The organism is Achromobacter sp. T5-5 (assembly GCF_055397965.1).
The window spans coordinates 6,179,319-6,202,290 of record NZ_AP027919.1 but is presented as its reverse complement, the minus strand read 5'-3'; the positions used below and the strand labels follow the sequence as shown (position 1 = coordinate 6,202,290).

Genomic DNA, 22,972 nt, shown 5'->3' with positions numbered 1-22,972 from the left:
TTTGGCAGCCTAGGTTTCTGTTGAGTCACAGTCACCACTCTTGTAGTCCAGCCAGGGCAACGTCGCCCCGACCCGTGCCGGTGTTTACGCAGAATGTTCCACGTGAAACATAGGGAAGGGCGGGGCGCGAAGGTACCCGACCCGCATCTCGTCCATGTCCCACGTGGAACATTCACGCACCGGATCCTCTTGTTCCGCTGTTCCATCGAACCCGGACCGGCCCAGGCGCGAGACGCCGTCTCTCCCTAGTCGGACTGACTGGGGCATAGGAGTGTGTGGTTCGCACCTGAACCCGCCACCGTCCAATCGCCTAACAGAGAAGTGGATTCAAACTACGCGACTAAGATGACGCATCACCGCAGGCCGCCGCGATGTTTCCCAGGGGCCAAGGCCGGAATACAGGCCAGGGATGTTCCACGTGAAACATCGACCACCAACGAGCACCCGCCGCGCGCGACAATGCACAGTCATGTTTCACGTGGAACATCAGAGCCCTATACGCCGGCACGTGCCAACACTTTCCCCACACGAACAGACTTTCGCTCCGACACCGATTTCAATTTCGCCGCGTGCAGACTGTGCGCAACATGTTTCACGTGAAACATGCCACCCCTGCCTCTATAATGAGCGCCGAACGCTCTCTCCTACATCTCCCCCATCATGGACTATCCCCGCGAATTCGATGTCATCGTCGTCGGTGGCGGCCACGCCGGTACTGAGGCGGCCTTGGCCGCTGCTCGGTCGGGCGCGCAGACGCTGCTGCTTACGCACAACATCGAAACCCTTGGCCAAATGTCGTGCAATCCGTCCATCGGCGGAATTGGCAAGGGCCATCTTGTCAAAGAGGTGGATGCCCTGGGCGGGGCCATGGCGTTGGCCACGGATGAATCCGGCATTCAGTTCCGCATCCTGAATGGATCGAAGGGCCCGGCCGTGCGCGCCACGCGCGCCCAGGCGGACCGCGTCCTGTACCGGAAGGCGATCCGCGGACGCCTGGAGAACCAGCCGAATCTCTGGCTGTTCCAGCAGGCCGTGGAGGACCTGATGGTGGAGGGCGATCGTGTCGTAGGCGCGGTGACGCAAGTTGGCCTGAAGTTTCGCGCCAAGACTGTAGTGCTGACGGCAGGTACTTTCCTCAATGGCCTGATCCACGTCGGGCTGCAGAACTACTCGGGTGGCCGCGCCGGCGATCCGCCAGCCATCTCGCTGGGTCAACGCCTGAAGGAACTGCAGCTTCCCCAAGGCCGCCTGAAGACCGGCACGCCGCCGCGCATCGACGGTCGCACGATCAACTACGCGGTGCTCGAGGAGCAGCCCGGCGACCTGGATCCGATTCCCGTGTTCTCGTACATGGGCAATGTGTCCATGCACCCGAAGCAGCTTCCCTGCTGGATCACCCACACCAACGCCCGCACGCACGACATCATCCGCGGCGGTCTTGACCGCTCGCCGATGTACAGCGGCGTCATCGAAGGGGTGGGCCCGCGCTACTGTCCTTCCATCGAGGACAAGATCCATCGCTTCGCCGACAAGCAGTCTCACCAGGTCTTTCTTGAACCGGAAGGGCTGGACACCCACGAGGTCTATCCCAACGGTGTGTCGACCAGCCTGCCTTTCGATGTGCAGCTCGACCTGATCCATTCGCTGCCCGGCCTGGAGAACGCGCACATCATGCGGCCCGGGTACGCGATCGAATACGATTATTTCGATCCACGTGGACTCAAGAGCACGCTCGAAACCAAGGCGATCAACGGCCTGTTTTTCGCGGGTCAGATCAACGGCACGACCGGCTACGAAGAGGCCGCGGCACAGGGCCTGCTGGCCGGCGTGAACGCCGCGCTCAAAGCGCAGGACCGTGACCAGTGGACGCCGCGTCGAGACGAGGCTTATCTGGGCGTGTTGGTGGACGATCTGGTCACGCGCGGCGTGACGGAACCCTACCGCATGTTCACCTCGCGCGCCGAGTACCGCCTTAGCCTGCGCGAAGATAACGCCGACCTGCGCCTGACCGAAATCGGACGCCAACTCGGAATTGTCGACAATGCGCGCTGGGATGCATTCAACCGCAAGCGCGATGCCGTGGCCGCCGAAGTCGAGCGCCTGAAATCCTCATGGGTCAATCCGCGGCTTCTGCCCGCCGAGGTGGCCGAGCCCCTCTTGGGCAAGGCAATTGAACGTGAGTACTCACTCGCTGATCTGCTGAAGCGCCCGAATGTGTCGTATGAGGCGCTGATGGCGGCGCGCAATGCCGACGGCTCGCTGCTGGCCGGCCCGGGCGTGGTCGAGGACGATGTGCTGTCCGAGCAGGTCGAGATCCAGGTCAAGTATGCGGGCTACATCGCCCGGCAGCAGGACGAGGTCCAGAAGCACATCGCCCATGAACAGCAACCGATTCCCGCGGATGTCGATTACGACGCCGTGACCAGCCTGTCGTTTGAAGTGCGCCAGAAGCTCAAGACCCATCGTCCGGAGACCATCGGCCAGGCCGCGCGCATCTCCGGCGTGACCCCGGCCGCGATTTCGCTCCTGCTCATCCATCTCAAGCGCCTGCACTACGGCTCGCGCAAGCAAGCGGCATGAGCGCGCCCGCCAATCAGGCCGGCTCGGACATGGCCGGCCGACTCACTCGCGCATGCGAGGAACTGGGACTGCGCGCCGACGATGCGGCCATTGCCAAGCTGCTGAGCTACCTGGCGCAGATGCAGCGCTGGAATCGCACGTACAACCTCACCGCCATCCGCGATCCGCAGCAGATGCTCGTGCAGCATCTGTTCGACAGCCTGGCTGCCGTGAGGCCCTTCAGCGAGGCGCTGGCCGCGCCCGATGCGCCGGCCAAGGTCTACGACGTCGGCTCGGGCGGCGGCCTGCCTGGCGTCGTCCTGGCGATCATGCGGCCCGCCTGGTCCGTGACCTGCATCGACGCCGTCGAAAAGAAGACCGCGTTCGTGCGCCAGATGAGCGGCGCGTTGGCGTTGCCCAACCTGCAATCGCGGCACGCGCGTATCGAAACGTTGGATCCCGCCGAGTGCGACATCGTCACCTCGCGAGCGTTTGCATCATTGGATGATTTTGCGCAACTCGCGGGTCGCCACGTGGCCAAGAATGGTACCCTCGTCGCCATGAAGGGCAAGGTCCCCGAAGAAGAAATCCAGGCGCTGCATGCGCGCGGGGAATGGCAAGTCGACCATATTCAGCCGCTCCAAGTCCCGGAGCTGCAAGCAGAACGCTGCCTGATCTGGATGCGCCGCAGTCAAGGAACCCTATGAAGAACATACCCCCCAGCACATCCGCCCGCGTATTCTGCATTGCCAATCAGAAGGGCGGCGTGGGCAAGACCACGACCGCCATCAACCTGGCGGCTGGCCTTGCCACGCACAACCAACGCGTGCTGCTGGTGGACCTGGATCCGCAGGGCAACGCCACGATGGGCAGCGGCATCGACAAGAATTCGCTTGAATCCAATCTGTACCAGGTGCTGATCGGCGAATCCTCGATCGAGCAGGCCCGCGTGAAGTCGGAGTCGGGCGGTTACGACGTCCTGCCCGCCAACCGCGAACTCTCGGGCGCCGAGATCGACCTGGTGCAGATGGACCAGCGCGAACGCCAGTTGAAGGCCGCGATCGACACCGTCGCCAGCCAGTACGACTTCGTGCTCATCGACTGCCCGCCCACGCTGTCCCTGCTGACGCTCAACGGCCTGGCCGCGGCGCATGGCGTCATCATTCCGATGCAGTGCGAATACTTCGCGCTCGAAGGACTGTCGGACCTGGTCAACACCATCAAGCGCGTCCACCGCAACATCAATGATGACCTGCGCGTCATCGGATTGTTGCGCGTCATGTTCGATCCGCGCATGACCCTGCAGCAGCAGGTGTCCGCCCAGCTCGAGGCGCACTTCGGCGACAAGGTCTTCAAGACGGTGGTGCCGCGCAACGTGCGCCTTGCCGAAGCACCCAGTTACGGCATGCCGGGCGTCGTGTATGACCGCGCCTCGCGCGGCGCGCAGGCGTACATTTCTTTCGGCGCCGAAATGATCGAGCGCGTCAGGAAAGACCTGAACTAGCTTTACCCGATGCCCGACGCCGCGCTCTTTTTTCCGCCACAGACAGCCTGCTCCACGCCGCCCGCCGACGTGCGCGATGCGCTGCGCGTGCGGCTGGAAGAGGCGGCGCTCAATGCCACCGCGGTGGGCGCTCAACTGATCTATGATGGCTGGCTGGTGCGTTTTGCCCATTCGCCCGCCAAGCGGGTCCGAAGCGTGAATGTGCTGGGGTTATCCACACGTCCTTTGGATGAGCGGCTGGCGTATTGTTCATCGTTGTATGCGCGCCATGGCTTGCCCATGGTGCTGCGCATTACCTCCATCGGCCCCGATTTTTCGCTCGACGCCGAGCTGGAGGCCCGCGGTTATACCTATACCGGTGAGACTCGAGTCATGAGCACGCCGCTCGCCCCCCGCACGTGCGGCAGGGGCGATCTGCATTTCAGCATGGTCGATGCCGAGCGCTTCGCGGCGGCGGTCGGAGTCATGCGCGGCGCATCCGCGATGCACGTCGGCGAACACCAGGCGCGCTTGTCGGGACTGGCTGTGGATAAGCAGCCGGTGCTTGCGACCGACGCGGCAGGGCAGGTGGTCGCCGCCGGCATGGCCGTGCGCGACGGCGACCTGCTTGGCCTGTTCGACATCGTTACCCATCCCGGACATCGGCGCAAAGGCTATGCCGCCGTCCTGATGGAGCATTTGCTGGCCGAAGGCGCCGCCGGTGGCGCCCGCACGGCCTACCTGCAGGTCGAGCCGGAAAACACCGCCGCGCGGGCGCTGTATGCCCGCTACGGTTTCAAAGACTGTTACGCGTATTGGTACCGCCTGCCCGCCGAGCAGGCGGGCGCCTGAGCCCTGGGCCCGGGATACAAAGACAGAAGGAAAGAGGATTTAACTATGGCCACCAAGAAACCCAAGGGATTGGGTCGCGGACTGGACGCCTTGCTGGGCGCGGACGCGCCTGCCATCGACAACATCGGCAAGGCGGTCGCCAAGCCCGAGGGTCCGCCGTCCACCCTGCCCATCTCGAAGATGCGCGCCGGCAAGTACCAGCCGCGCACGCGCATGGACGAGGGGGCCCTGGGCGAGCTGGCCGAATCGATACGCACGCAAGGCATCATGCAGCCGATTCTCGTGCGCGCGCTGCGCGACGCGCCCGGCCATTACGAGATCATTGCCGGTGAACGCCGCTTCCGCGCGGCGCAGCTTGCGGGCCTGAAAGAAGTGCCGGTGCTGGTGCGCGAGGTCGCCGATGAAAATGCGGCCGTCATGGCGCTCATCGAAAACATCCAGCGCGAAGACCTGAACCCGCTGGAAGAAGCGCACGGCGTGCGCCGCCTGCTCGACGAGTTCGGCCTCACGCACGAACAGGCCGCGCAGGCCATCGGCCGCTCGCGGTCGGCCACCAGCAACCTGTTGCGCCTTCTGAATCTGGCCGCGCCCGTGCAGACCATGCTGCTGGCTGGCGACGTGGACATGGGGCACGCGCGTGCGCTGCTCGCCGTGGACGCAGCCACCCAGATCCAGCTTGCCAACCTCATCATCGCGCGCCGCCTGTCGGTACGCGAAGCCGAAAAGCTCGTCGCCAAGACCGTCAAGGAAGCCGAAACCTCGGCCTCGCCCAAAAAGAAGGCGAACGGCGTGTCGCGCGACCTGACCCGCCTGGAAGAAGCGCTGTCCGACCACCTGGGCACGCGCGTGGCGCTGAAAGTGGGCGCCAAGGAAAAAGGGCAGATCGTGATCGATTTCCACGGATGGGAACACCTGAATTCGCTGCTCGAGCGCCAAGGCCTGTCCGGAGCCGTGGATGCCTGATCGCGCCTTGCCCGTCATCGCGGTGCTGGCTACGGGCGGCACGATCGCGGGCGCACAGGCGGATGCCACGTCGGCGGGCTACAAGTCCGGCTCGTTTTCCGTGAACGACCTGCTTGCGGCGGTGCCGCAGCTTGCCGGCATCGCCGAGATCCGCGCCGAACAGGTGGCCAACGTCGGCAGCCAGAACATGACGCACGAGGTCTGGCGCACGCTCGCGCAGCGCGTGGATGCGCTCTGCCAGGACGCCTCGGTGGCCGGCATCGTCATCACGCATGGCACGGACACGCTCGAGGAAACCGCCTATTTCCTCAGCCTGGTGAACCGCCATGACAAGGCCGTCGTGCTGGTAGGCGCCATGCGTCCCGCCACGGCGCTGGGCGCCGAGGGCCCCGCCAACCTGTACAACGCGGTGGCGCTGGCCCGCCATCCCGACGCGCGCGGCCGCGGGCCGCTCGTCGTCATGAACGAAGACGTGCACTACGCCCGCGAAATCCAGAAGATCGCCAGCGCCGGACTGTGCGCCTTCGCGTCGCCCAATCGCGGCCGCGCGGGCGTCATGCATGGCGGCGTGCCGTGCTTCTATTCGCGCAACACCACCGTGTATGGCGCGCAAAGCGAGTTTTCACTCGCATTGCTGGAAAAGGCCGGCTGGCCGCGGGTGGACATCGTCTACGCCCATGCCAATCTGCAATCCGACCTGATCGATTTTCTGGCCAGCGCGGTGGACGGCATCGTGCTGGCGGGGGTGGGCGACGGCAACGCCACCGACCTGGCCATCGACAGCCTGCGCCGCGCGGCCGATGATGGCGTGGCGGTCGTGCGGTCCAGTCGGACGGGCAGCGGCTTTGTCGCGCGCGATGTCGAACTCGATGACGCCACGCTGGGCTTCGTCGCGGCAGGGGACCTGAATCCGCAGAAGGCGCGCATCCTGCTCATGCTTGCGCTCTCGGTCACCCGCGATCCGGCCGGTCTGCAGCAGATCTTCGACCGCTATTGAACGCCCCGCCGCGACGGCTACGCCGTCGCGTCGCCTTGCTGCGCGAGGCCCAGGTTGGTGCGCAGCATGTCGTACACCTGACGCGTCAGCGGATTGATGAGATCACGCCTTATCCACAGGAAGTAGGTCACGTCCGGCAGGGGCGGCAATCCCTCTTTTTCTCCGAGCACGCGCATTTCCGGCCCCAGCAGCTCCACGCTGCGCGCGGTCACGCCCAGGCCGGCGCGTAGCGCGGCCTTAATCCCCACCAGGTTCGGCGCCACGTAGTTCGTGTGCCAGCGCACCTGCGCCTGCTCCAGCGCATTGAGCGCCAGGCGCCGAAAAATGCTCGGTTCGTCGGCCAGCACCAGCGGCACCGGCGTATGCGGATCGTGCACGTAATCGGCCGAGGCCAGCCAGACCGTCGGCGAGGTTCGCAACGCCACACCCTCGAAATCCTGGTCGAAGCGCGTCGAGATGGTCAGGTCTATTTCGCCGGCGCGCAGCGCATCCATCAGGAACGGACTGCGATCGACACGGATCTCCAGTTTCACGCGCGGCGCCACGCGCGCGATGTGCGTCAGCAGCGTGGGGAGGATCGTGTCGGCCACGTCCAGGGGCGCGCCCAACCGCAGATCGCCCTCCAGGGGCCCGTCCTGCAACGCGCGCAATGCTTCGTCGTTGATGGCCAGCATGTGCCGCGCGTACTCGACCAGCCGCCGCCCATGCGAGGACAGCAGCTTGTTGCGGCCGTGCTTTTCGAAGAGAGGCAGCCCGATCATGGCCTCGAGCCGCTGCATCTGTTGGGTGATGGCCGACTGGGTCTTGTGCAACCGGTTGGCGGCTTCGGAAAAAGTCTCATGCTGGGCGATCGCCGTCAGCGTGCGTAGCAGGTCGAGATCCAGGTTGCGCATTGGGGTAGCCCAGCCATCCAAGGGTTTAGAAGGGTTCAGGGATAACCCGATACATTACCACTGCTAATGGATGTTTAAAGCAATTTAAATTGTTGAGGGCCAAGCCGGGCGATACAGTAAGTGCAATAACTCATGAAACAAGAGGGAAAGTCAACGTGAGCACCGCACACCCGCATCAGGCTGGCATCGACAGCACCGTCGAAAATATTAAAAAAACTGTAGGAAATAAGGGCCTGAACCGCGACAGCCTCCAGTCCGTGCTGGACGATCTTGTCGCCTTGGCCGGCAATACCGCGTGGTGGGGCGCCGACCGCTATCCGGCCCCCGAGGGGGATGAGCGCCAGGCCCGCTACCTTATCGCCGAGGACTCAGACAAAAGCTATGCGCTCTATCTGAACGTCATGCGTCCGGGCAAGAAGATCGTGCCGCACAACCACACCACCTGGGCGTGCATCGCGGCCGTCGAAGGCGTGGAAACCAACTACGTCTACGACCGCATCGACGACGGTTCCGTGCCCGGCGTGGGCAAGCTGGAAAAGATAGATACCGTCGTGGTGGGGCCGGGCACCGGCATCGCGCTGATGCCCGACGACATCCACGCCGTCGAAATCCAGGGCGACAGCGTCATCCGCCACCTGCACATGTACGGACGCGCGCTGGAAACCCTGGATCAGCGCCTGGGCTTCGACCTGGAGACCGGCACCTGCAAGATCATGCCCATCGGCGTGCAGACGCGGCGCTGATCATGAGCAAGCCCTACCGGTCCGCGACGCGCCTGCTGCGAGCAGGGCGTCCCCATCAAGGCTGGGTCAACACCCCGGTCTCCCGCGCCAGCACTTACGTATTCGACAGCGTGCAAGCCTGGCGCGATACGCGGGCGCGCCGCGAACAGGAGCGCCTGCCGTCATACGGCGCGCGCGGCACCGACAGCACCCATGCGCTGGAAGACGCGCTGATCGAGCTGGAAGCGGGCTTTCGCGCCAAGCTGTACCCCACGGGCCAGGCCGCGATCGCCACCGTCCTGCTTGCCTATCTGCGCGCGGGCGACCACGTTCTGATCACCGACGCCGTCTATGAGCCGGTGCGCAGGTTCTGCGCCGAGCACCTGACGCGATTCGGGATCGAAATCACGTATTACCGGCCCGATGGCGCGGGCATCGAGGCGCTGATCCGTCCGAACACCCGCATGATCTATGCGGAGTCGCCGGGGTCACTGACGTATGAAATGCCCGACCTCATCGAGTTATCCACAACCGCGAAAAAACACGACTGCTGGCTGGCTGTGGATAACACGTGGGCGTCGGGTCTGGTACAGAAACCGCTCACCCTGGGCGCCGATATTTCCATTCTGGCGGCCACCAAATATCTGGGCGGGCATGCCGACGTCATGATGGGCGCCGTGGTCACGAACGAACGCGCCTGGCGCGCGCTGGAACGCGCCACGATCGACTTTGGCCAGACCGTCGGGGCCGACGATGCGTTCCTGGTATTGCGCGGCATGCGCACGCTGCCGCTGCGCATGGCGCAGCACGCCCGCAGCGCCATGCAGGTCGCCCAGTGGCTGCAGGCGCGGCCCGAAGTGTCCCGCGTGCTGTGTCCCGCATTGCCCGGCGATCCCGCTCACACCCTCTGGCTGCGCGATTGCTGCGGCGCCAACGGCCTGCTGACCCTCGAACTGTCCGACGCGCACACCGACGCCGATGCGGAGCGGCTCATCGACAGTCTGCAGCTCTTTGGCATCGGCGCGTCGTGGGGCGGCTTCGAAAGCCTGGTGATCCCGGTTTTCCTGCAGGGCGCACGGTCGCTGCCCGCCAGCGACGTGCGCGGCCCCATGCTGCGCCTGCATATCGGCCTGGAAGATCCCGACGATCTCATCGCCGACCTGGAACGCGGTTTTGCCGCGTTGTCCCAACCCCTCCGTTCTCTCCGAATCTCATGATGCAGTCCCTTCACGACCATACCCACGCCGACGTCGACGCGCATACGCTCAAGCAGTGGCTGCACGATGGTGGCGAAATCGCGCTCCTGGACGTGCGCGAGCATGGCCAATACGGCGAGTCCCATCTGTTCTACGCCGCGCCGGTGCCCTACAGCCGGCTGGAGGTCGACATCGTGCGCCTCGCACCGCGGCGCGGCGTGCGCGTCGTGGTCTACGACAATGGCGCCGAAGACCCCACCGCGGCGCGCGCCGCGCGGGCGCTTGCCGCGCTGGGCTACACGGACGTGCACCGCCTGGCGGGGGGCATCGCACAGTGGCAGCACGATGGCTACGCGACCTTCGCCGGCGTGAACGTGCCCAGCAAGACTTTCGGCGAATTGGCCGAAGAGGTTTTCCACACCCCGCGCATCGGCGCGCGCGAATTGGCCGAGCGCCAGCGGCGCGGCGACGATCTCATCGTGCTGGATGGCCGGCCATTTGCCGAATACCAGAAGATGAGCATTCCCGGCGGCATCTGCTGCCCCAACGGCGAGCTGGCGCTGCGTGCCCATACGCTGGCCGCGCGGCCGGACACCACCATCGTCATCAATTGCGCGGGCCGCACGCGCAGCATCATCGGCGCGCAGACGCTGATCAACCTGGGCGTCCCCAATCCTGTCTACGCGCTCGAGAACGGCACGCAGGGCTGGTATCTGGAAGACCTGCAGCTCGAACACGGCGCACGCCGTCGCTATAGCGACGACATCCCGCCCGCGGACGTGCCCGCGCTGGCCCAGCGTTCCGCGCAGCTCGCGCAGCGCCATGGCGTGCCCACGGCAGACGCCGCCCAGGTGCAGGCCTGGCTGGGCGACGCAACGCGCACCACGTTCCTGTGCGATGTGCGCAGCGCAGAAGAATTCGCACAGGGTTCCCTGCCTGGCGCGCAGCATGCGCCCGGCGGCCAGCTCATCCAGGCAACGGACCAGTACCTGGCCGTGCGCGGCGCGCGCATCGTGGTGTTCGATGCCGAAGGCGTGCGCGCCCCGGTCGTCGCAAGCTGGCTGCGGCAAATGGGTTGGGAGGCCTGCACCCTTGAAGAAGGCGTTGGCGCCGCGCTGGTCAACGAAACGGTCCAGACGCCAGTCCCGCCTATCGCGGTCCTGTCCGATGCCGAGCTCTCGCAAGCGCTGGCGCAGGGCGCCCAGGCTATCGATATCCGCCCCAGCATGCGGTATCGGGCCAACCACATCGTTGGCGCGCGCTGGTCGATCCGTCCGCGCCTGGACCGCCTGCCGCTCGATCCGGCGCGTCCCGTGATCCTCCTGGCCGAAGACGCCGCGCTCGCAGCCTGGGCCGCGAACGATCTGCGCGCGTCGGGCTTGCGGGACGTCAGCGCAAACACCGGCACGCCCGAGAGCTGGTCCGCGCAGGGGATCCCGCTGGCATCCACGCCCGCGGATCCGGCCGACGGCGACTGCATCGACTATCTGTTCTTCGTGCATGACCGTCATGACGGCAACAAGGCCGCGGCGCGCCAGTATCTCGCCTGGGAAACCAACCTGGTCAGGCAGATCGACGAACGGGAGCGCGCCGCGTACCGGTTCCCGGCCGGCTGACACCTGCGCCGCGCCGCAACTCACGGCGCGGCCCACGCTTCAACCTGATCAATACGCCCCGGCGGCCATGGCGGCCGGGGTGCGGACGGTTCATGGCGAACCGGAATGCAAAGGACGGCCGATCAACCGGCCGCCAACTCAAGGGGAAATCCAGATGAAGCAACACGCATCGCACGCTTGCAGGACCGCCGTCACGGCGGTGGCCGGTCTGCTGTGGGGAATCGCGGCCCATGCCCAGGCGCCCGCACCGCTGGCCGACTTTCCGAAACAGGCCATCACCGTGGTCTCGCCGTTTCCACCCGGCGGCGGTAACGACGGCGTCGCGCGCCTGATCGCGCAGGAGCTGGGCGCCATCACGGGCCAGAGCGTGGTGGTCGAGAACCGCTCGGGGGCGGGCGGCAGCGTCGGCACGGCGCAAGTGTCGCGCGCCAAGCCCGATGGCTACACGCTCGTCATGTCCCAGACCAGCGTCATGGCCGTCAATCCACGCCTGTACAAGAACGTCGGCTTCGATCCGCTGAAGGATTTCGTGCCGATCTCGCAAATCACCTCGGCGCCGCTGGTGCTGGTGTCGCGCACCGAGGGCCCGTACAAGAGCTTGAACGACTATCTTGCGGCGGCGCGCAAGCAGCCCGGCGTCATTACCTATGCGACGCCCGGCAACGGCACGATGAGCCACCTGATGGGCGCCCTGGTGTCGCAGAAGGCGGACGTCAAGCTCGTGCACGTGCCGTACCGCGGGGCGGCGCCCGCTATCACGGACCTGATGGGCGGCACGGTGGACATGCTCATCACGTCGCCCGCATCGGCCGAGCCCATGGTGGCCGCAGGAAAGCTGCGCATCCTCGCCATGAGCCACGGCGACGGGGTCGGCATCTTCAAGAGCGCGCCCACCCTGAAACAGGCCGGCCTGGAAGGCATCACCGCGGATGACTGGTACGGCCTGTTCGCCCCGGCAGGCACGCCTCCCGAACGCATCGCCTACCTGGCGCAGGCCGTGAACCAGGCCATGAAGTCGCCCGCCGTGATCGCCAAGATCAACAGCGGGGGAAGCCAGCCGGTAGGCAGCGCCCCGGCCGCCTTCAAGACCCGCCTGCAGCAGGACACCGCCTACTGGGCCGAAATGGTGAAGACGGCCGGCGTGTCCCTGGATTGAACGCGCAATGGCCGGGGGCGGCACGGCCAGCGTGTCTCCCCCAGCCGCCCGTTGCGACAAGTCGGGGTTTCACCGTCCGGTCCGCGATTGCAAAGCTGAGGCAACCTGCCTAGACTGGGACAGCGCGCATGCGCGCGCCTTTTTTCCCGGTCATCCCCCGCTCGCCATTTGGGAGGGCAACGATGCAGAGTTTCCCGGCCCTGTCCGCGGATCAGCTTGCTGCGTACGCCGCGTTCGCACAGACCCTCGCGGACCGCGTGCGCCCCTTGTCGCGCAAGGGGTTCCGGCATCCGCTCTCGGTGGACACCAAGGCCGACGAAAGTCCCGTCACGCAAGCGGACCGGGATGTCGAGGCAGCCCTGCGCGAGGCCATCGCCGCACAGTATCCCGATCACGGCATATTCGGCGAAGAATTCGGCGCCTCGCGCGCCGAGGCCGAGCTCGTGTGGTCGCTGGACCCCATCGACGGGACGCGCGCCTTCATTTCCGGCAACCCGTTATGGGGCACGTTGCTGGCGCTGCTGCACCGGGGCAGGCCCGTGCTGGGCCTCATCGACATCCCCATGCTGGACGAACGCTGGATCGGCGCGGCGGGCGCCGCGGCCCGCCTGAACGGCGGCGCGTGCAGGACGAGCACGTGCGCCGCGCTGGCAGAGGCCATTCTTTACGCCACCGCGCCCGACATCTTCAGCGGCGCCGAACTTGCCGCCTTTGACGCACTGGCCGCCGCCTGCCGCATGCGCCGCTATGGCGGTGATTGCTACAGCTACGGGCTGCTGGCCAGCGGCCACATCGATCTCGTCGTGGAGGCCGGCCTGCAACCGTACGATTACCTTGCCCTGATGCCCGTGGTCGAGGGCGCGGGCGGCGTCATGACCGATTGGACGGGACAGCCGCTGGGCCTGCAGTCGCAAGGCCGCGTGATCGCGGCCGCCACGCCGCAGCTGCATCGCGAAGCGATGCGGCTGCTGGGGGCGGCCATGGCCTGACCGGCGCGCCGCCCACCCGCAGTTCAACGCAACGCTTCAGCCACAAGGTGAACAGGCATGCATGCACTAGGGGTAGCAACGGTGGAAGATGCGCAGCGGCTGGTGCAATCCAGCCCGCTCTCGCACATCAAGGTGGGGCTGTCCGACGTGGACGGCGTCATGCTGGGCAAATACCTGCGGCGCGACAAGTTCCTGGGCGCCTTGCACGGCGGACTGGCGTTTTGCGACGTGGTGTTCGGGTGGGACCTGGACGACCAGCTCTACGACAACACCCGGTACACCGGCTGGCACACCGCCTACCCCGACGCAAAACTGAGGATCGTGCCGCAGACCGCGCGCCGGCTCACGCTGGAGCAGGGGCCGGGCGGCGAAGACATGCTGCTGTTCCTGGCGGAATTCGAAGGCGACGCCGGCGCCATCTGTCCGCGTCGCCTGCTGCACCGCGTGATAGACCGCGCCGCCGGCATGGGCTACGACGCCTATGCGGCGCTGGAGTACGAGTTCTTCATGTTTCGCGAGACGCCGCATTCCGTGCGCGCCAAGCACTACCGCAACCTGGAGAACTGGACACCCGGCAATTTCGGATATTCCATGCTGCGAAGCACGGTCGAGGGCGACTTCTACCGCAAGTTGCTCGACATGTGCGAACGCATGGACATGCCCATCGAAGGCCTGCACACCGAGACCGGACCGGGCGTGCTGGAGGCTGCGATCGCCGTGGACCATGCGGCGGCGGCGGGAGACAAGGCCTTCCTGTTCAAGACCTTCACCAAGGCGCTCGCGCAGCAGAACGGCCTGATGGCCACGTTCATGGCAAAGTGGTCGCCCGAACACCCTGGCCAAAGCGGCCATATCCACCTGTCTTTGCGCGACCGCAAGACGGGGCTGTCCGCCTTCTTCGACGAGTCGCAGCCGCACGGCATCAGCGCCACGCAGGCGGCGTTCATGGGCGGGGTGCAGCGGTACCTGCCCGAGTTCATGGCGCTCTATGCGCAGACCATCAACAGCTATTCGCGCCTGGTGCCCGGTTATTGGGCGCCGCTGGACGCCACGTGGGGCATGGAGAACCGCACCACGGCGCTGCGTCTCATCCCCGGCAGCGACAAGTCGCAGCGCGTCGAAGTGCGCATCGGATCGGCGGACGCCAATCCCTACCTTGCCCTGGCTGCGGCGCTGGCCTCCGGTCTGTACGGAATAGAGCAGGGCCTCTCGCCCGAGCCCATGGTGCAGGGCAACGCCTACACGCAGCAATTTCCCGCGCATCTGCACCTGCCTCTGACGCTGTGGGACGCCGCGCAGCGTCTGCGGGGCTCGGAAGCCGCGCGGCTGCTGTTCGGAGACGCATTCGTCGAGCACTACGCCGCGACGCGCGAATGGGAGGAACGCCAGTTCCGGCGCCACGTCACCGACTGGGAGCTGGCGCGTTATTTTGAAATCATCTGATTCCGTCCACCGCTTGCCACAGGCCTTGCCATGACCGATGAACTGATCACCATCAGCCCGATCGACGGGCGCGAAGTCGTCCGCCGGGCCTACGCGAGCGAAGCGCAGATCGCGCAGGCGTTGGCCGACGCCCAGGCCGCGCAGCCCGGCTGGCACGCGCTGGGTGTGCAGGCGCGGGGGCGCATCGTGTCGGACGCGGTAGACCGATTCGTGGCGGCCAAGGACGAGATCGCGCGGGCCATCACCATCCAGATGGGCCGCCCATTGCGTTACGCTCCCCTGGAGGTCGACGGCTTCGAGGCCCGGGCCCGCCATATGATCGCAATCGCGGGGCAGGCCCTGGCGCCCATTGCCGCGCCCGCGCAGTCCGGTCTTACCCGCTTCATCAGCCGCGACCCCATCGGCGTGGCGTTGACCATCGCGCCGTGGAACTACCCGCTGCTCACGGCGGTAAACAGCATCGTGCCGGCCTTGATGGCAGGCAATACCGTCATCCTCAAGCATTCGGATCAGACGCCCCTGTGCGCCGAGCTCATCGACCGCGCCTTCCGCGACGCGGGGGCGCCCAAGGGCATTTTCCAGCATTTGCACGCCAACCATGACATCACGCAGCGCCTCATCCGCGCACCCGAGATCGGTTATGTGTCCTTTACCGGATCCGTGCGCGGGGGGCGCCAGGTCGAGGCATGCGCGGCGGGACGCTTCATCGGCGTGGGACTTGAACTGGGCGGCAACGATCCCGCGTACGTGAGGGCGGACGCCAACCTGGAGGCGGCCGTGGATGCATTGGTGGACGGCGCGTTCTTCAATTCCGGCCAGTCGTGTTGCGGCATCCAGCGCATCTATGTGGCCCGCGGCGTGTACGACCAATTCGTCGAACGCGCCGCCGCACTGACCGAACGCTACGCGCTGGGTGACCCGCTGCGGCAGGAAACGACGCTGGGCCCGGTCGTACGCACGCGCGCTGCGGCCGAGGTTCGCGACGTCATTGCCCAAGCAATCGGCGCTGGCGCAGTGAACGTGATTGATCCCTCGCATTTCAGCAATGCGAGTGAAAGCTCGTGTTATGTCGCGCCGGCCCTGCTGACGCAGGTCGATCACCGCATGTGCATCATGAACGATGAATGCTTCGGCCCGGTCGCCGGCATCATGCCCGTCGACAGCGACGAACAGGCCATTGCGCTCATGAACGACAGCCCGTATGGACTGACGGCTGCGGCGTTCACTCAGGACGACGAAGCGGCGCTGAGCATTGGCCGCCAATTGCGCTGCGGCACGTTCTTCATGAATCGTTGTGACTATCTCGACCCCGCGCTTGCGTGGACCGGCGTCAAGAACTCGGGCCGCGGCGCGTCGCTGTCGCCCGTGGGATATGAACAGCTCACGCAGCCCAAGTCCTTCCACTTGCGCAGCGTGTGATACCGACTCAATCCGACATCAATGCCAAGTCTCTGGAAATCGAACCATGACCGTGCCGTCCGTCAACTGGAACTATCCCACCGCGATCAAGGTGGGCCCTGGCCGCATCGATGAATTGCCCGACCATTGCCGGGCGCTGGGCATGGAGCGGCCCTTGTTGGTGACCGATCCGGCACTCGCCGCGTTGCCGATGCTTGATCACGCCGAGCGTGCATGCCGTGAGGCGGGCCTTGGGTGCGCGGTGTTCCACGATATCAAGGGCAACCCGACCGGGCGCAACGTCGACGACGGCGTGGCGGCATTCAAGCGCGGCCGCCATGACGGCGTAATCGCTTTCGGCGGAGGATCCGCACTGGATGCGGCCAAGGCCATCGCGCTGATGGTGGGCCAGGACCGTCCGTTGTGGGACTTCGAAGACGTGGGGGACAACTACCTGCGCGTCAATGTCTCCGGAATGGCGCCCGTGGTGGCCGTGCCGACGACGGCGGGCACCGGCTCGGAGGTCGGGCGCGCATCCGTCATCACTGACGAGTCGGCGCAGGTCAAGCGCATCATCTTCCATGCGCGCATGCTCCCGTCCATCGTCATCCTGGACGCTCAGCTCACGGTCGGCCTGCCGCCGCGCATCACGGCGGCCACCGGCATGGACGCGCTTTCGCACAACCTGGAGGCCTATTGCTCGCCGGTCTACCATCCCATGGCGGCCGGCATCGCCGTCGAAGCCATGCGCCTCATCAAGGAATACCTGCCTCAGGCGGTGGCAAACGGCGCCGACCTGCAGGCGCGCCAGCAGATGCTGGTGGCCTCATGCATGGGCGCCACCGCCTTCCAGCGCGGGCTGGGCGCCATGCATGCGCTGGCGCACCCGCTGGGCGCGCTGTATGACGCGCACCACGGCCTGCTCAACGCCATCCTGATGCCCTATGTACTCAAGGCCAATCAACAGGCGGTGGCGCCGCGCCTCGAAACGCTGGCCCGCTACCTCGGCCTGCCGCAGGCGGGCCCGGGCGCGGTGCTCGACTGGGTATTGGCGCTGCGTGAGGCGGTTGGCATCCCCCACACCCTCGCGGAAATCGGCCTGGACGACGCCCAGGCCGAACGGGTGGGGCGCATGGCAAGTGAGGATCCGTCCGCCGGCACCAACCCCATCAACCTCTCGGCCGAACAATATTCTCAGCTTTTTCGTGCAGCAATTCGCGGAAACCTGTAAGCTTCGCCCCCTCTGCGCGGAAACGCGGCGGAGGAAGAACAGAAATTTTGAATTTTTCGTCCGAATGGTTTGACAGCGGATTTGAAAGTGTTCATAATCTCAAGTTCTCCGCTGGAGGGGTGCCCGAGTGGTTAAAGGGGGCAGACTGTAAATCTGTTGGCCTTGCGCCTACGTTGGTTCGAATCCAACCTCCTCCACCAGAGACCCATTCCCGAATCCAGGCGCGGTTTGCCTGGATTTGCAATGTAAGGCCTAGCAAGCTTAGGTTGCCTTCGCAAAGAAGGCGTCAGGTTTGCGATGGCCTTGATTTCGAAGGGTGTGGGGAAAGAGAAGGTGAAAGGGTTTGCCGCGGGTGTAGCTCAATGGTAGAGCAGAAGCCTTCCAAGCTTACGACGAGGGTTCGATTCCCTTCACCCGCTCCAAGATTTTTAAATGCCCATGTGGCTCAGTGGTAGAGCACTCCCTTGGTAAGGGAGAGGTCGCGCGTTCGATCCGCGCCATGGGCACCACGAATTCCAAATTCTTTTCTTCAGTCAGAAGCGCAATCCAGGTCAGGAGTCAGCCATGGCAAAAGGCAAGTTTGAACGTACCAAGCCGCACGTGAACGTGGGTACGATTGGTCACGTTGACCACGGCAAAACGACGTTGACGGCGGCGATCACGACCGTTCTGTCGACCAAGTTCGGCGGCGAAGCCAAGGGCTACGACCAGATCGATGCAGCTCCTGAGGAAAAGGCCCGCGGCATCACGATCAACACGGCCCACGTCGAGTACGAAACGGAATCGCGCCACTATGCGCACGTTGACTGCCCGGGCCACGCTGACTATGTGAAGAACATGATCACGGGCGCGGCCCAGATGGACGGCGCGATCCTGGTCGTGTCGGCCGCTGACGGCCCGATGCCGCAAACGCGTGAACACATCCTGCTGAGCCGCCAGGTTGGCGTGCCGTACATCATCGTCTTCCTGAACAAGGCTGACATGGTTGATGACGCCGAGCTGCTCGAGCTGGTGGAAATGGAAGTTCGCGAACTGCTGTCCAAGTACGACTTCCCGGGTGATGACACCCCGATCGTCAAGGGTTCGGCCAAGCTGGCGCTGGAAGGCGACAAGGGCGAACTGGGCGAGCAGGCCATTCTGGCCCTGGCTGCCGCGCTGGACTCGTACATCCCGACGCCTGAGCGTGCCATCGACGGCGCGTTCCTGATGCCGGTTGAAGACGTGTTCTCGATCTCGGGTCGCGGCACCGTGGTGACCGGCCGTATCGAACGCGGCATCATCAAGGTCGGCGAAGAAATCGAAATCGTCGGTATCGTGCCGACGGTCAAGACGACCTGCACGGGCGTGGAAATGTTCCGCAAGCTGCTGGACCAAGGTCAAGCCGGCGACAACGTGGGCATCCTGCTGCGCGGCACCAAGCGTGAAGACGTCCAGCGCGGCCAGGTTCTGGCCAAGCCGGGCTCGATCACCCCGCACACGGACTTCACGTCCGAGGTGTACATCCTGTCCAAGGAAGAAGGCGGCCGCCACACCCCGTTCTTCAACGGCTATCGTCCCCAGTTCTACTTCCGCACGACGGACGTGACCGGCACGATCGACCTGCCGGCCGACAAGGAAATGGTTCTGCCGGGCGACAACGTGACGATGACCGTCAAGCTGCTGGCCCCGATCGCCATGGAAGAAGGTCTGCGTTTCGCCATCCGTGAAGGCGGTCGTACCGTCGGCGCCGGCGTCGTCGCCAAGATCCTGAAGTAAGCAATACCCGGATGGGTAGGGTGGGCATTCATGCCCCTCTATCCATCTTTGCTGTAAAAGTAGTACTATGTATGGTTCCGCAAGCCAACGCAGGCGGAACAAAGTGCAAAGCAATGCCAAAGCGCAAGTCGATGTAAGAGCCTAGCAGTTGTGCTAGCGACTGTGCAGCAAGGTGTAGTGTTGAAGTGTTTAGGGGCATAGCTCAATTGGCAGAGCGTCGGTCTCCAAAACCGAAGGTTGTAGGTTCGATTCCTACTGCCCCTGCCACCGCCAGGATAAACCCGCGGGAGATCATCGCGAGTTACGCATTCACGGCGGCTCGCGTCGCAATATGTCTAATACCAGCGTAGAAACCGTAACCAGTACCGCCGACCGGGTCAAGCTCGGACTGGCGGTTCTCGTCGTTATTGCTGGCATCGTCGGGTTTTCCGTGCTCAGCGCACAGCCGATGGCCGCCCGTATCGGTGTGTTCGTCGGTGGCCTCGTGATCGCAGCCGCGATCGCCTGGTTCAGCGAACCCGGCCGCCGCACCCTCAGCTTTGCCAGCGAGTCCTACAACGAAGTCAAGCGTGTCGCGTGGCCCACCCGCAAGGAAACGACCCAGATGACGGGTATCGTTTTTGCATTCGTGGCGGTCATGGGCATTTTCATGTGGGTGCTCGACAAGGGCATCGAATGGATTCTCTACGGCCTGTTGTTGGGCTGGAAATAAGGACGGCGAATGAGTAAGCGTTGGTATGTCGTCCATGTGTACTCCGGCATGGAAAAAAGCGTCCACAAGGCCCTGAACGAGCGCATCGAGCGCGCGGGCCTGCAGACGTCTTTTGGTCGCATCCTTGTGCCCTCCGAGGAAGTCGTCGAGGTCAAGGGTGGTCAGAAATCGATCACCGAGCGCCGCATTTTCCCCGGTTATGTCCTGGTTGAAATGGACCTGACCGACGAAACGTGGCACCTGGTCAAGAACACCAACCGCGTCACCGGCTTTTTGGGTGGCTCGGGCAACCGTCCGACCCCGATTTCCGAAAAGGAAGTCGAGAAGATCCTCTCCCAGATGGAAGAGGGTGTCGAGAAACCCCGCCCCAAGATCCTGTTCGAAGTGGGCGAGATGGTTCGGGTCAAGGAAGGTCCGTTTGCGGACTTCAACGGCAACGTCGAAGAAGTCAACTACGAAAAGAGCAAGGTGCGTGTGTCCGTCACCATTTTTGGTCGCGCCACGCCCGTTGAGCTCGATTTCAGCCAGGTCGAAAAGACCTGAATTTAACCCCCGGGGAGCCCTGTCCGCATTGGCCAGGGCGATATCACCCGCAAGGAGCAAAGCATGGCGAAGAAGATCGTCGGCTTTATCAAGCTGCAAGTACCGGCTGGTAAGGCTAACCCCTCCCCCCCGATTGGCCCGGCCCTGGGTCAGCGCGGCCTGAACATCATGGAATTCTGCAAGGCGTTCAACGCCAAGACCCAAGGCATGGAGCCTGGTCTGCCGATTCCGGTGGTGATCACTGCCTTCGCGGACAAGAGCTTCACCTTCATCATGAAGACCCCGCCCGCGACGGTCCTCATCAAGAAGGCCGCTGGCGTGCAAAAGGGTTCGGCCAAGCCGCATACCGACAAGGTCGGCACGCTGACCCGCGCTCAAGCTGAAGAAATCGCCAAGGCCAAGGGTCCCGACCTGACCGCCGCCGATCTGGAAGCTGCAGTGCGCACGATCGCTGGTAGCGCCCGCAGCATGGGCATCACGGTTGAGGGGATCTAATCATGGCTAAGTTGTCCAAGCGCGCCGCCGCTATTGCGCAAAAGATCGACCGCACCAAGCTGTACCCGGTCGCTGAAGCCCTGACCCTGGTCAAGGAAACCGCCGTCGCCAAGTTCAATGAATCCATTGACGTGGCCGTGCAACTCGGCATCGACCCGAAGAAGTCGGACCAACTGGTTCGCGGTTCGGTCGTGCTGCCCGCCGGCACCGGCAAGTCGGTCCGCGTGGCCGTGTTCGCCCAAGGCGACAAGGCTGAAGCCGCCAAGGCCGCCGGCGCCGACATCGTCGGTCTGGACGATCTGGCTGACAGCATCAAGGCCGGTCAGATGGACTTTGACGTCGTCATCGCCTCGCCCGACACGATGCGTGTCGTCGGCGCCCTGGGTCAGATCCTGGGCCCGCGCGGCCTGATGCCGAACCCCAAGGTCGGCACCGTGACGCCCGACGTCGCCACCGCCGTCAAGAACGCCAAGGCCGGTCAGGTTCAGTACCGTACCGACAAGGCCGGCATCATCCACGCAACGATCGGCCGTGCGTCGTTCGGCGTGGAACAGCTGCAAACCAACCTGGCCGCGCTGGTCGACGCCCTGCAAAAGGCTCGTCCCGCCGCCGCCAAGGGCATCTACCTGCGCAAGCTCGCCGTTTCGTCCACGATGGGCGGCGGTGCGCGCGTGGAAATTGCCTCGCTGTCGGCTTCCAACTAAGCCAACAGCAGTAAACGTACTTTGGGCTGCATCCGGAAACCTCCGGATGTTGCTGTCAAAGACCGCTGGAGCAGGGCAGTGGAAGGGATCTACCTTCCGCAAGGAAAGCAGCATCGCCGCTGCCCCGCTTAATCCCGGAGCTCACCTAGTCCGGATCCAGCGTAGACGGCGTCCCCAGGAAGAATTCTTTACCCGAAGAACTCGTCCAGGCGCCGCATTCGGTTGACGCGCAAGGCTCCGGCCCCAGGCGTCTTTTGATGGAGTGTTCAAACCGTGAGTCTCAATCGTCAAGAGAAAGCGGTGGTAATCGAGGAAGTCTCGGCGGAAGTCGCCAAGGCCCAATCGATTGTTATCGCTGAGTACCGTGGTCTGGACGTCGCCTCTGTCACCGTACTGCGCAAAACTGCGCGTGAATCGGGCGTGTATCTGCGTGTTCTGAAGAACTCGCTGGCCCGTCGTGCTGTTGCCGGCACGGCTTTCGAGCCGTTGGCTGAGCAACTGACCGGTCCGCTGATCTATGGCATCAGCACTGATCCGGTTTCGGCGGCCAAGGTCATCGCTGGCTTCGCGAAAAGCAACGACAAGCTGGTCATCAAGGCGGGCGCTCTGCCCAACAACTTGCTGAACCAAGAAGGTGTGAAGGCTCTGGCCACCATGCCCTCGCGCGAAGAGTTGCTGTCGAAGCTGCTTGGCACCATGCAAGCCCCCATCGCGCAATTCGTGCGTACGCTCAACGAAGTTCCGACCAAGTTCGCCCGTGGCCTCGCTGCCGTGCGCGACCAGAAGGCAGCGGCCTGATCGCCCTGCTGTCCGGAATTCGCTGAACGACGAAGCGACACCCAAACCCTGGCATTACCAAAATATTTGGAGTTCTGAAAAATGGCACTTAACAAAGCTGAAATCCTTGACGCCATCGCTGGCATGACCGTGCTCGAGCTGTCCGAGCTGATCAAGGAAATGGAAGAGAAGTTCGGCGTGTCGGCTGCTGCCGCTGCCGTCGCTGTCGCTGCTCCCGCCGCTGGTGGCGCTGCCGCCGCTGCTGAAGAGCAAACCGAGTTCACCGTCGTCCTGCAAGAAGCCGGCGCGAACAAGGTCAGCGTCATCAAGGCCGTGCGCGAGCTGACCGGTCTGGGTCTGAAGGAAGCCAAGGACCTGGTCGACGGCGCTCCGAAGCCCGTCAAGGAAGCTGTGGCCAAGGCTGACGCCGAAGCCGCCAAGAAGAAGCTGGAAGAAGCTGGCGCCAAGGTCGAAGTCAAGTAAGACCT

Annotated in this window: 22 protein-coding genes and 4 tRNA genes; 25 read left to right on the top strand and 1 reads right to left on the bottom strand. The window is 64.5% G+C overall.

The genetic code is table 11. From position 1 onward, the window contains the following. The first annotated feature begins 660 nt into the window (after positions 1-660). The 6 genes from mnmG to ACZ50Q_RS28155 are packed head-to-tail and all read left to right on the top strand — an operon-like array spanning position 661 to position 6,854. Positions 661-2,580, top strand: coding sequence for a tRNA uridine-5-carboxymethylaminomethyl(34) synthesis enzyme MnmG (gene mnmG / locus ACZ50Q_RS28180; protein WP_076518302.1), 1,920 nt, complete (start codon positions 661-663; stop codon positions 2,578-2,580). After that, positions 2,577-3,266: a 16S rRNA (guanine(527)-N(7))-methyltransferase RsmG gene (rsmG, locus tag ACZ50Q_RS28175; protein WP_464080142.1), complete on the top strand. Its 690-nt coding sequence runs from the start codon at positions 2,577-2,579 to the stop codon at positions 3,264-3,266. Before mnmG ends, rsmG begins: the two co-directional genes overlap by 4 nt. After that, positions 3,263-4,063, top strand: coding sequence for a ParA family protein (locus ACZ50Q_RS28170; RefSeq protein ID WP_464080141.1), 801 nt, complete (start codon positions 3,263-3,265; stop codon positions 4,061-4,063). Before rsmG ends, ACZ50Q_RS28170 begins: the two co-directional genes overlap by 4 nt. A gap of 9 nt (positions 4,064-4,072) precedes the next feature. Next, entirely contained in the window at positions 4,073-4,894 is an 822-nt protein-coding gene (locus ACZ50Q_RS28165) for a GNAT family N-acetyltransferase (RefSeq protein ID WP_464080140.1), read from the top strand. A 45-nt stretch (positions 4,895-4,939) separates the two neighbouring features. Continuing rightward, positions 4,940-5,857, top strand: coding sequence for a ParB/RepB/Spo0J family partition protein (locus ACZ50Q_RS28160; protein WP_464080139.1), 918 nt, complete (start codon positions 4,940-4,942; stop codon positions 5,855-5,857). Next, the gene (locus tag ACZ50Q_RS28155; RefSeq protein WP_464080138.1) at positions 5,850-6,854 is read left to right on the top strand and encodes an asparaginase; all 1,005 of its coding nucleotides are present in this window, start codon (positions 5,850-5,852) and stop codon (positions 6,852-6,854) included. Before ACZ50Q_RS28160 ends, ACZ50Q_RS28155 begins: the two co-directional genes overlap by 8 nt. Positions 6,855-6,871: 17 nt before the next feature. On the opposite strand, the gene ACZ50Q_RS28150 is transcribed toward ACZ50Q_RS28155, so the two are convergent. Continuing rightward, positions 6,872-7,747: a LysR substrate-binding domain-containing protein gene (locus tag ACZ50Q_RS28150; RefSeq protein ID WP_092577241.1), complete on the bottom strand. Its 876-nt coding sequence runs from the start codon at positions 7,745-7,747 to the stop codon at positions 6,872-6,874. A 155-nt stretch (positions 7,748-7,902) separates the two neighbouring features. Here ACZ50Q_RS28150 and ACZ50Q_RS28145 point away from each other — a divergent pair, with 155 nt between their 5' ends. From ACZ50Q_RS28145 to rplL, 19 genes are all read left to right on the top strand, one after another. After that, entirely contained in the window at positions 7,903-8,490 is a 588-nt protein-coding gene (locus ACZ50Q_RS28145) for a cysteine dioxygenase family protein (protein WP_464080137.1), read from the top strand. A gap of 2 nt (positions 8,491-8,492) precedes the next feature. Beyond that, entirely contained in the window at positions 8,493-9,686 is a 1,194-nt protein-coding gene (metC, locus tag ACZ50Q_RS28140) for a cystathionine beta-lyase (protein WP_464080136.1), read from the top strand. Beyond that, positions 9,686-11,281 carry a rhodanese-like domain-containing protein gene (locus tag ACZ50Q_RS28135; protein ID WP_464082050.1) on the top strand — a complete coding sequence of 532 codons (1,596 nt, stop codon included), beginning with the start codon at positions 9,686-9,688 and terminating at the stop codon, positions 11,279-11,281. The genes metC and ACZ50Q_RS28135 overlap by 1 nt, the downstream gene beginning before the upstream one ends. Positions 11,282-11,435: 154 nt before the next feature. Continuing rightward, complete coding sequence (locus ACZ50Q_RS28130) at positions 11,436-12,437, top strand: Bug family tripartite tricarboxylate transporter substrate binding protein (protein WP_464080135.1); 1,002 nt, start codon at positions 11,436-11,438, stop codon at positions 12,435-12,437. A gap of 182 nt (positions 12,438-12,619) precedes the next feature. Next, positions 12,620-13,426, top strand: a complete 807-nt coding sequence (gene hisN, locus ACZ50Q_RS28125) for a histidinol-phosphatase (protein WP_464080134.1) — start codon at positions 12,620-12,622, stop codon at positions 13,424-13,426. Positions 13,427-13,483: 57 nt separating this feature from the next. Continuing rightward, positions 13,484-14,869 (top strand): glutamine synthetase family protein, encoded by a 1,386-nt coding sequence (locus tag ACZ50Q_RS28120; protein WP_092577255.1) that lies wholly within the window; start codon positions 13,484-13,486, stop codon positions 14,867-14,869. Positions 14,870-14,899: 30 nt separating this feature from the next. Further along, entirely contained in the window at positions 14,900-16,288 is a 1,389-nt protein-coding gene (locus ACZ50Q_RS28115; RefSeq protein WP_464080133.1) for an aldehyde dehydrogenase family protein, read from the top strand. Between the two features lie 46 nt (positions 16,289-16,334). Next, on the top strand, positions 16,335-17,498 hold the full coding sequence (locus tag ACZ50Q_RS28110; protein ID WP_464080132.1) for an iron-containing alcohol dehydrogenase: 1,164 nt from the start codon (positions 16,335-16,337) through the stop codon (positions 17,496-17,498). 113 nt (positions 17,499-17,611) lie between these two features. After that, positions 17,612-17,698, top strand: a tRNA-Tyr gene (locus tag ACZ50Q_RS28105). 148 nt (positions 17,699-17,846) lie between these two features. Next, positions 17,847-17,920 (top strand) — tRNA-Gly (locus ACZ50Q_RS28100). Between the two features lie 12 nt (positions 17,921-17,932). Then, positions 17,933-18,007 (top strand) — tRNA-Thr (locus ACZ50Q_RS28095). 55 nt (positions 18,008-18,062) lie between these two features. Then, a complete protein-coding gene (gene tuf / locus ACZ50Q_RS28090; protein ID WP_142052172.1) occupies positions 18,063-19,253 on the top strand; it encodes an elongation factor Tu in 1,191 nt (396 codons plus the stop codon). A gap of 191 nt (positions 19,254-19,444) precedes the next feature. Further along, positions 19,445-19,520 (top strand) — tRNA-Trp (locus ACZ50Q_RS28085). A 64-nt stretch (positions 19,521-19,584) separates the two neighbouring features. Further along, on the top strand, positions 19,585-19,965 hold the full coding sequence (secE, locus tag ACZ50Q_RS28080; RefSeq protein WP_056571941.1) for a preprotein translocase subunit SecE: 381 nt from the start codon (positions 19,585-19,587) through the stop codon (positions 19,963-19,965). A gap of 9 nt (positions 19,966-19,974) precedes the next feature. Continuing rightward, a complete protein-coding gene (nusG, locus tag ACZ50Q_RS28075; protein ID WP_006389586.1) occupies positions 19,975-20,508 on the top strand; it encodes a transcription termination/antitermination protein NusG in 534 nt (177 codons plus the stop codon). Between the two features lie 63 nt (positions 20,509-20,571). Further along, positions 20,572-21,003 carry a 50S ribosomal protein L11 gene (rplK, locus tag ACZ50Q_RS28070; RefSeq protein ID WP_043542688.1) on the top strand — a complete coding sequence of 144 codons (432 nt, stop codon included), beginning with the start codon at positions 20,572-20,574 and terminating at the stop codon, positions 21,001-21,003. A 2-nt stretch (positions 21,004-21,005) separates the two neighbouring features. Next, on the top strand, positions 21,006-21,707 hold the full coding sequence (gene rplA / locus ACZ50Q_RS28065) for a 50S ribosomal protein L1 (protein WP_056320726.1): 702 nt from the start codon (positions 21,006-21,008) through the stop codon (positions 21,705-21,707). 273 nt (positions 21,708-21,980) lie between these two features. Further along, positions 21,981-22,505 (top strand): 50S ribosomal protein L10, encoded by a 525-nt coding sequence (rplJ, locus tag ACZ50Q_RS28060; RefSeq protein ID WP_092582884.1) that lies wholly within the window; start codon positions 21,981-21,983, stop codon positions 22,503-22,505. A gap of 81 nt (positions 22,506-22,586) precedes the next feature. Continuing rightward, positions 22,587-22,967, top strand: a complete 381-nt coding sequence (gene rplL, locus ACZ50Q_RS28055; protein WP_008157777.1) for a 50S ribosomal protein L7/L12 — start codon at positions 22,587-22,589, stop codon at positions 22,965-22,967. The last annotated feature ends 5 nt before the right edge of the window (positions 22,968-22,972 follow it).

What these genes read in the sequence shown, in the direction of transcription:
- mnmG (WP_076518302.1), top strand. Translation starts at nt 661, where the DNA reads ATGGACTATCCCCGCGAATTCGATGTCATCGTCGTCGGTGGCGGCCAC.
- rsmG (WP_464080142.1), top strand. Translation starts at nt 2,577, where the DNA reads ATGAGCGCGCCCGCCAATCAGGCCGGCTCGGACATGGCCGGCCGACTC.
- ACZ50Q_RS28170 (WP_464080141.1), top strand. Translation starts at nt 3,263, where the DNA reads ATGAAGAACATACCCCCCAGCACATCCGCCCGCGTATTCTGCATTGCC.
- ACZ50Q_RS28165 (WP_464080140.1), top strand. Translation starts at nt 4,073, where the DNA reads ATGCCCGACGCCGCGCTCTTTTTTCCGCCACAGACAGCCTGCTCCACG.
- ACZ50Q_RS28160 (WP_464080139.1), top strand. Translation starts at nt 4,940, where the DNA reads ATGGCCACCAAGAAACCCAAGGGATTGGGTCGCGGACTGGACGCCTTG.
- ACZ50Q_RS28155 (WP_464080138.1), top strand. Translation starts at nt 5,850, where the DNA reads ATGCCTGATCGCGCCTTGCCCGTCATCGCGGTGCTGGCTACGGGCGGC.
- ACZ50Q_RS28150 (WP_092577241.1), bottom strand. Translation starts at nt 7,747, where the DNA reads ATGCGCAACCTGGATCTCGACCTGCTACGCACGCTGACGGCGATCGCC.
- metC (WP_464080136.1), top strand. Translation starts at nt 8,493, where the DNA reads ATGAGCAAGCCCTACCGGTCCGCGACGCGCCTGCTGCGAGCAGGGCGT.
- ACZ50Q_RS28135 (WP_464082050.1), top strand. Translation starts at nt 9,686, where the DNA reads ATGCAGTCCCTTCACGACCATACCCACGCCGACGTCGACGCGCATACG.
- ACZ50Q_RS28130 (WP_464080135.1), top strand. Translation starts at nt 11,436, where the DNA reads ATGAAGCAACACGCATCGCACGCTTGCAGGACCGCCGTCACGGCGGTG.
- hisN (WP_464080134.1), top strand. Translation starts at nt 12,620, where the DNA reads ATGCAGAGTTTCCCGGCCCTGTCCGCGGATCAGCTTGCTGCGTACGCC.
- ACZ50Q_RS28120 (WP_092577255.1), top strand. Translation starts at nt 13,484, where the DNA reads ATGCATGCACTAGGGGTAGCAACGGTGGAAGATGCGCAGCGGCTGGTG.
- ACZ50Q_RS28115 (WP_464080133.1), top strand. Translation starts at nt 14,900, where the DNA reads ATGACCGATGAACTGATCACCATCAGCCCGATCGACGGGCGCGAAGTC.
- ACZ50Q_RS28110 (WP_464080132.1), top strand. Translation starts at nt 16,335, where the DNA reads ATGACCGTGCCGTCCGTCAACTGGAACTATCCCACCGCGATCAAGGTG.
- tuf (WP_142052172.1), top strand. Translation starts at nt 18,063, where the DNA reads ATGGCAAAAGGCAAGTTTGAACGTACCAAGCCGCACGTGAACGTGGGT.
- secE (WP_056571941.1), top strand. Translation starts at nt 19,585, where the DNA reads ATGTCTAATACCAGCGTAGAAACCGTAACCAGTACCGCCGACCGGGTC.
- nusG (WP_006389586.1), top strand. Translation starts at nt 19,975, where the DNA reads ATGAGTAAGCGTTGGTATGTCGTCCATGTGTACTCCGGCATGGAAAAA.
- rplK (WP_043542688.1), top strand. Translation starts at nt 20,572, where the DNA reads ATGGCGAAGAAGATCGTCGGCTTTATCAAGCTGCAAGTACCGGCTGGT.
- rplA (WP_056320726.1), top strand. Translation starts at nt 21,006, where the DNA reads ATGGCTAAGTTGTCCAAGCGCGCCGCCGCTATTGCGCAAAAGATCGAC.
- rplL (WP_008157777.1), top strand. Translation starts at nt 22,587, where the DNA reads ATGGCACTTAACAAAGCTGAAATCCTTGACGCCATCGCTGGCATGACC.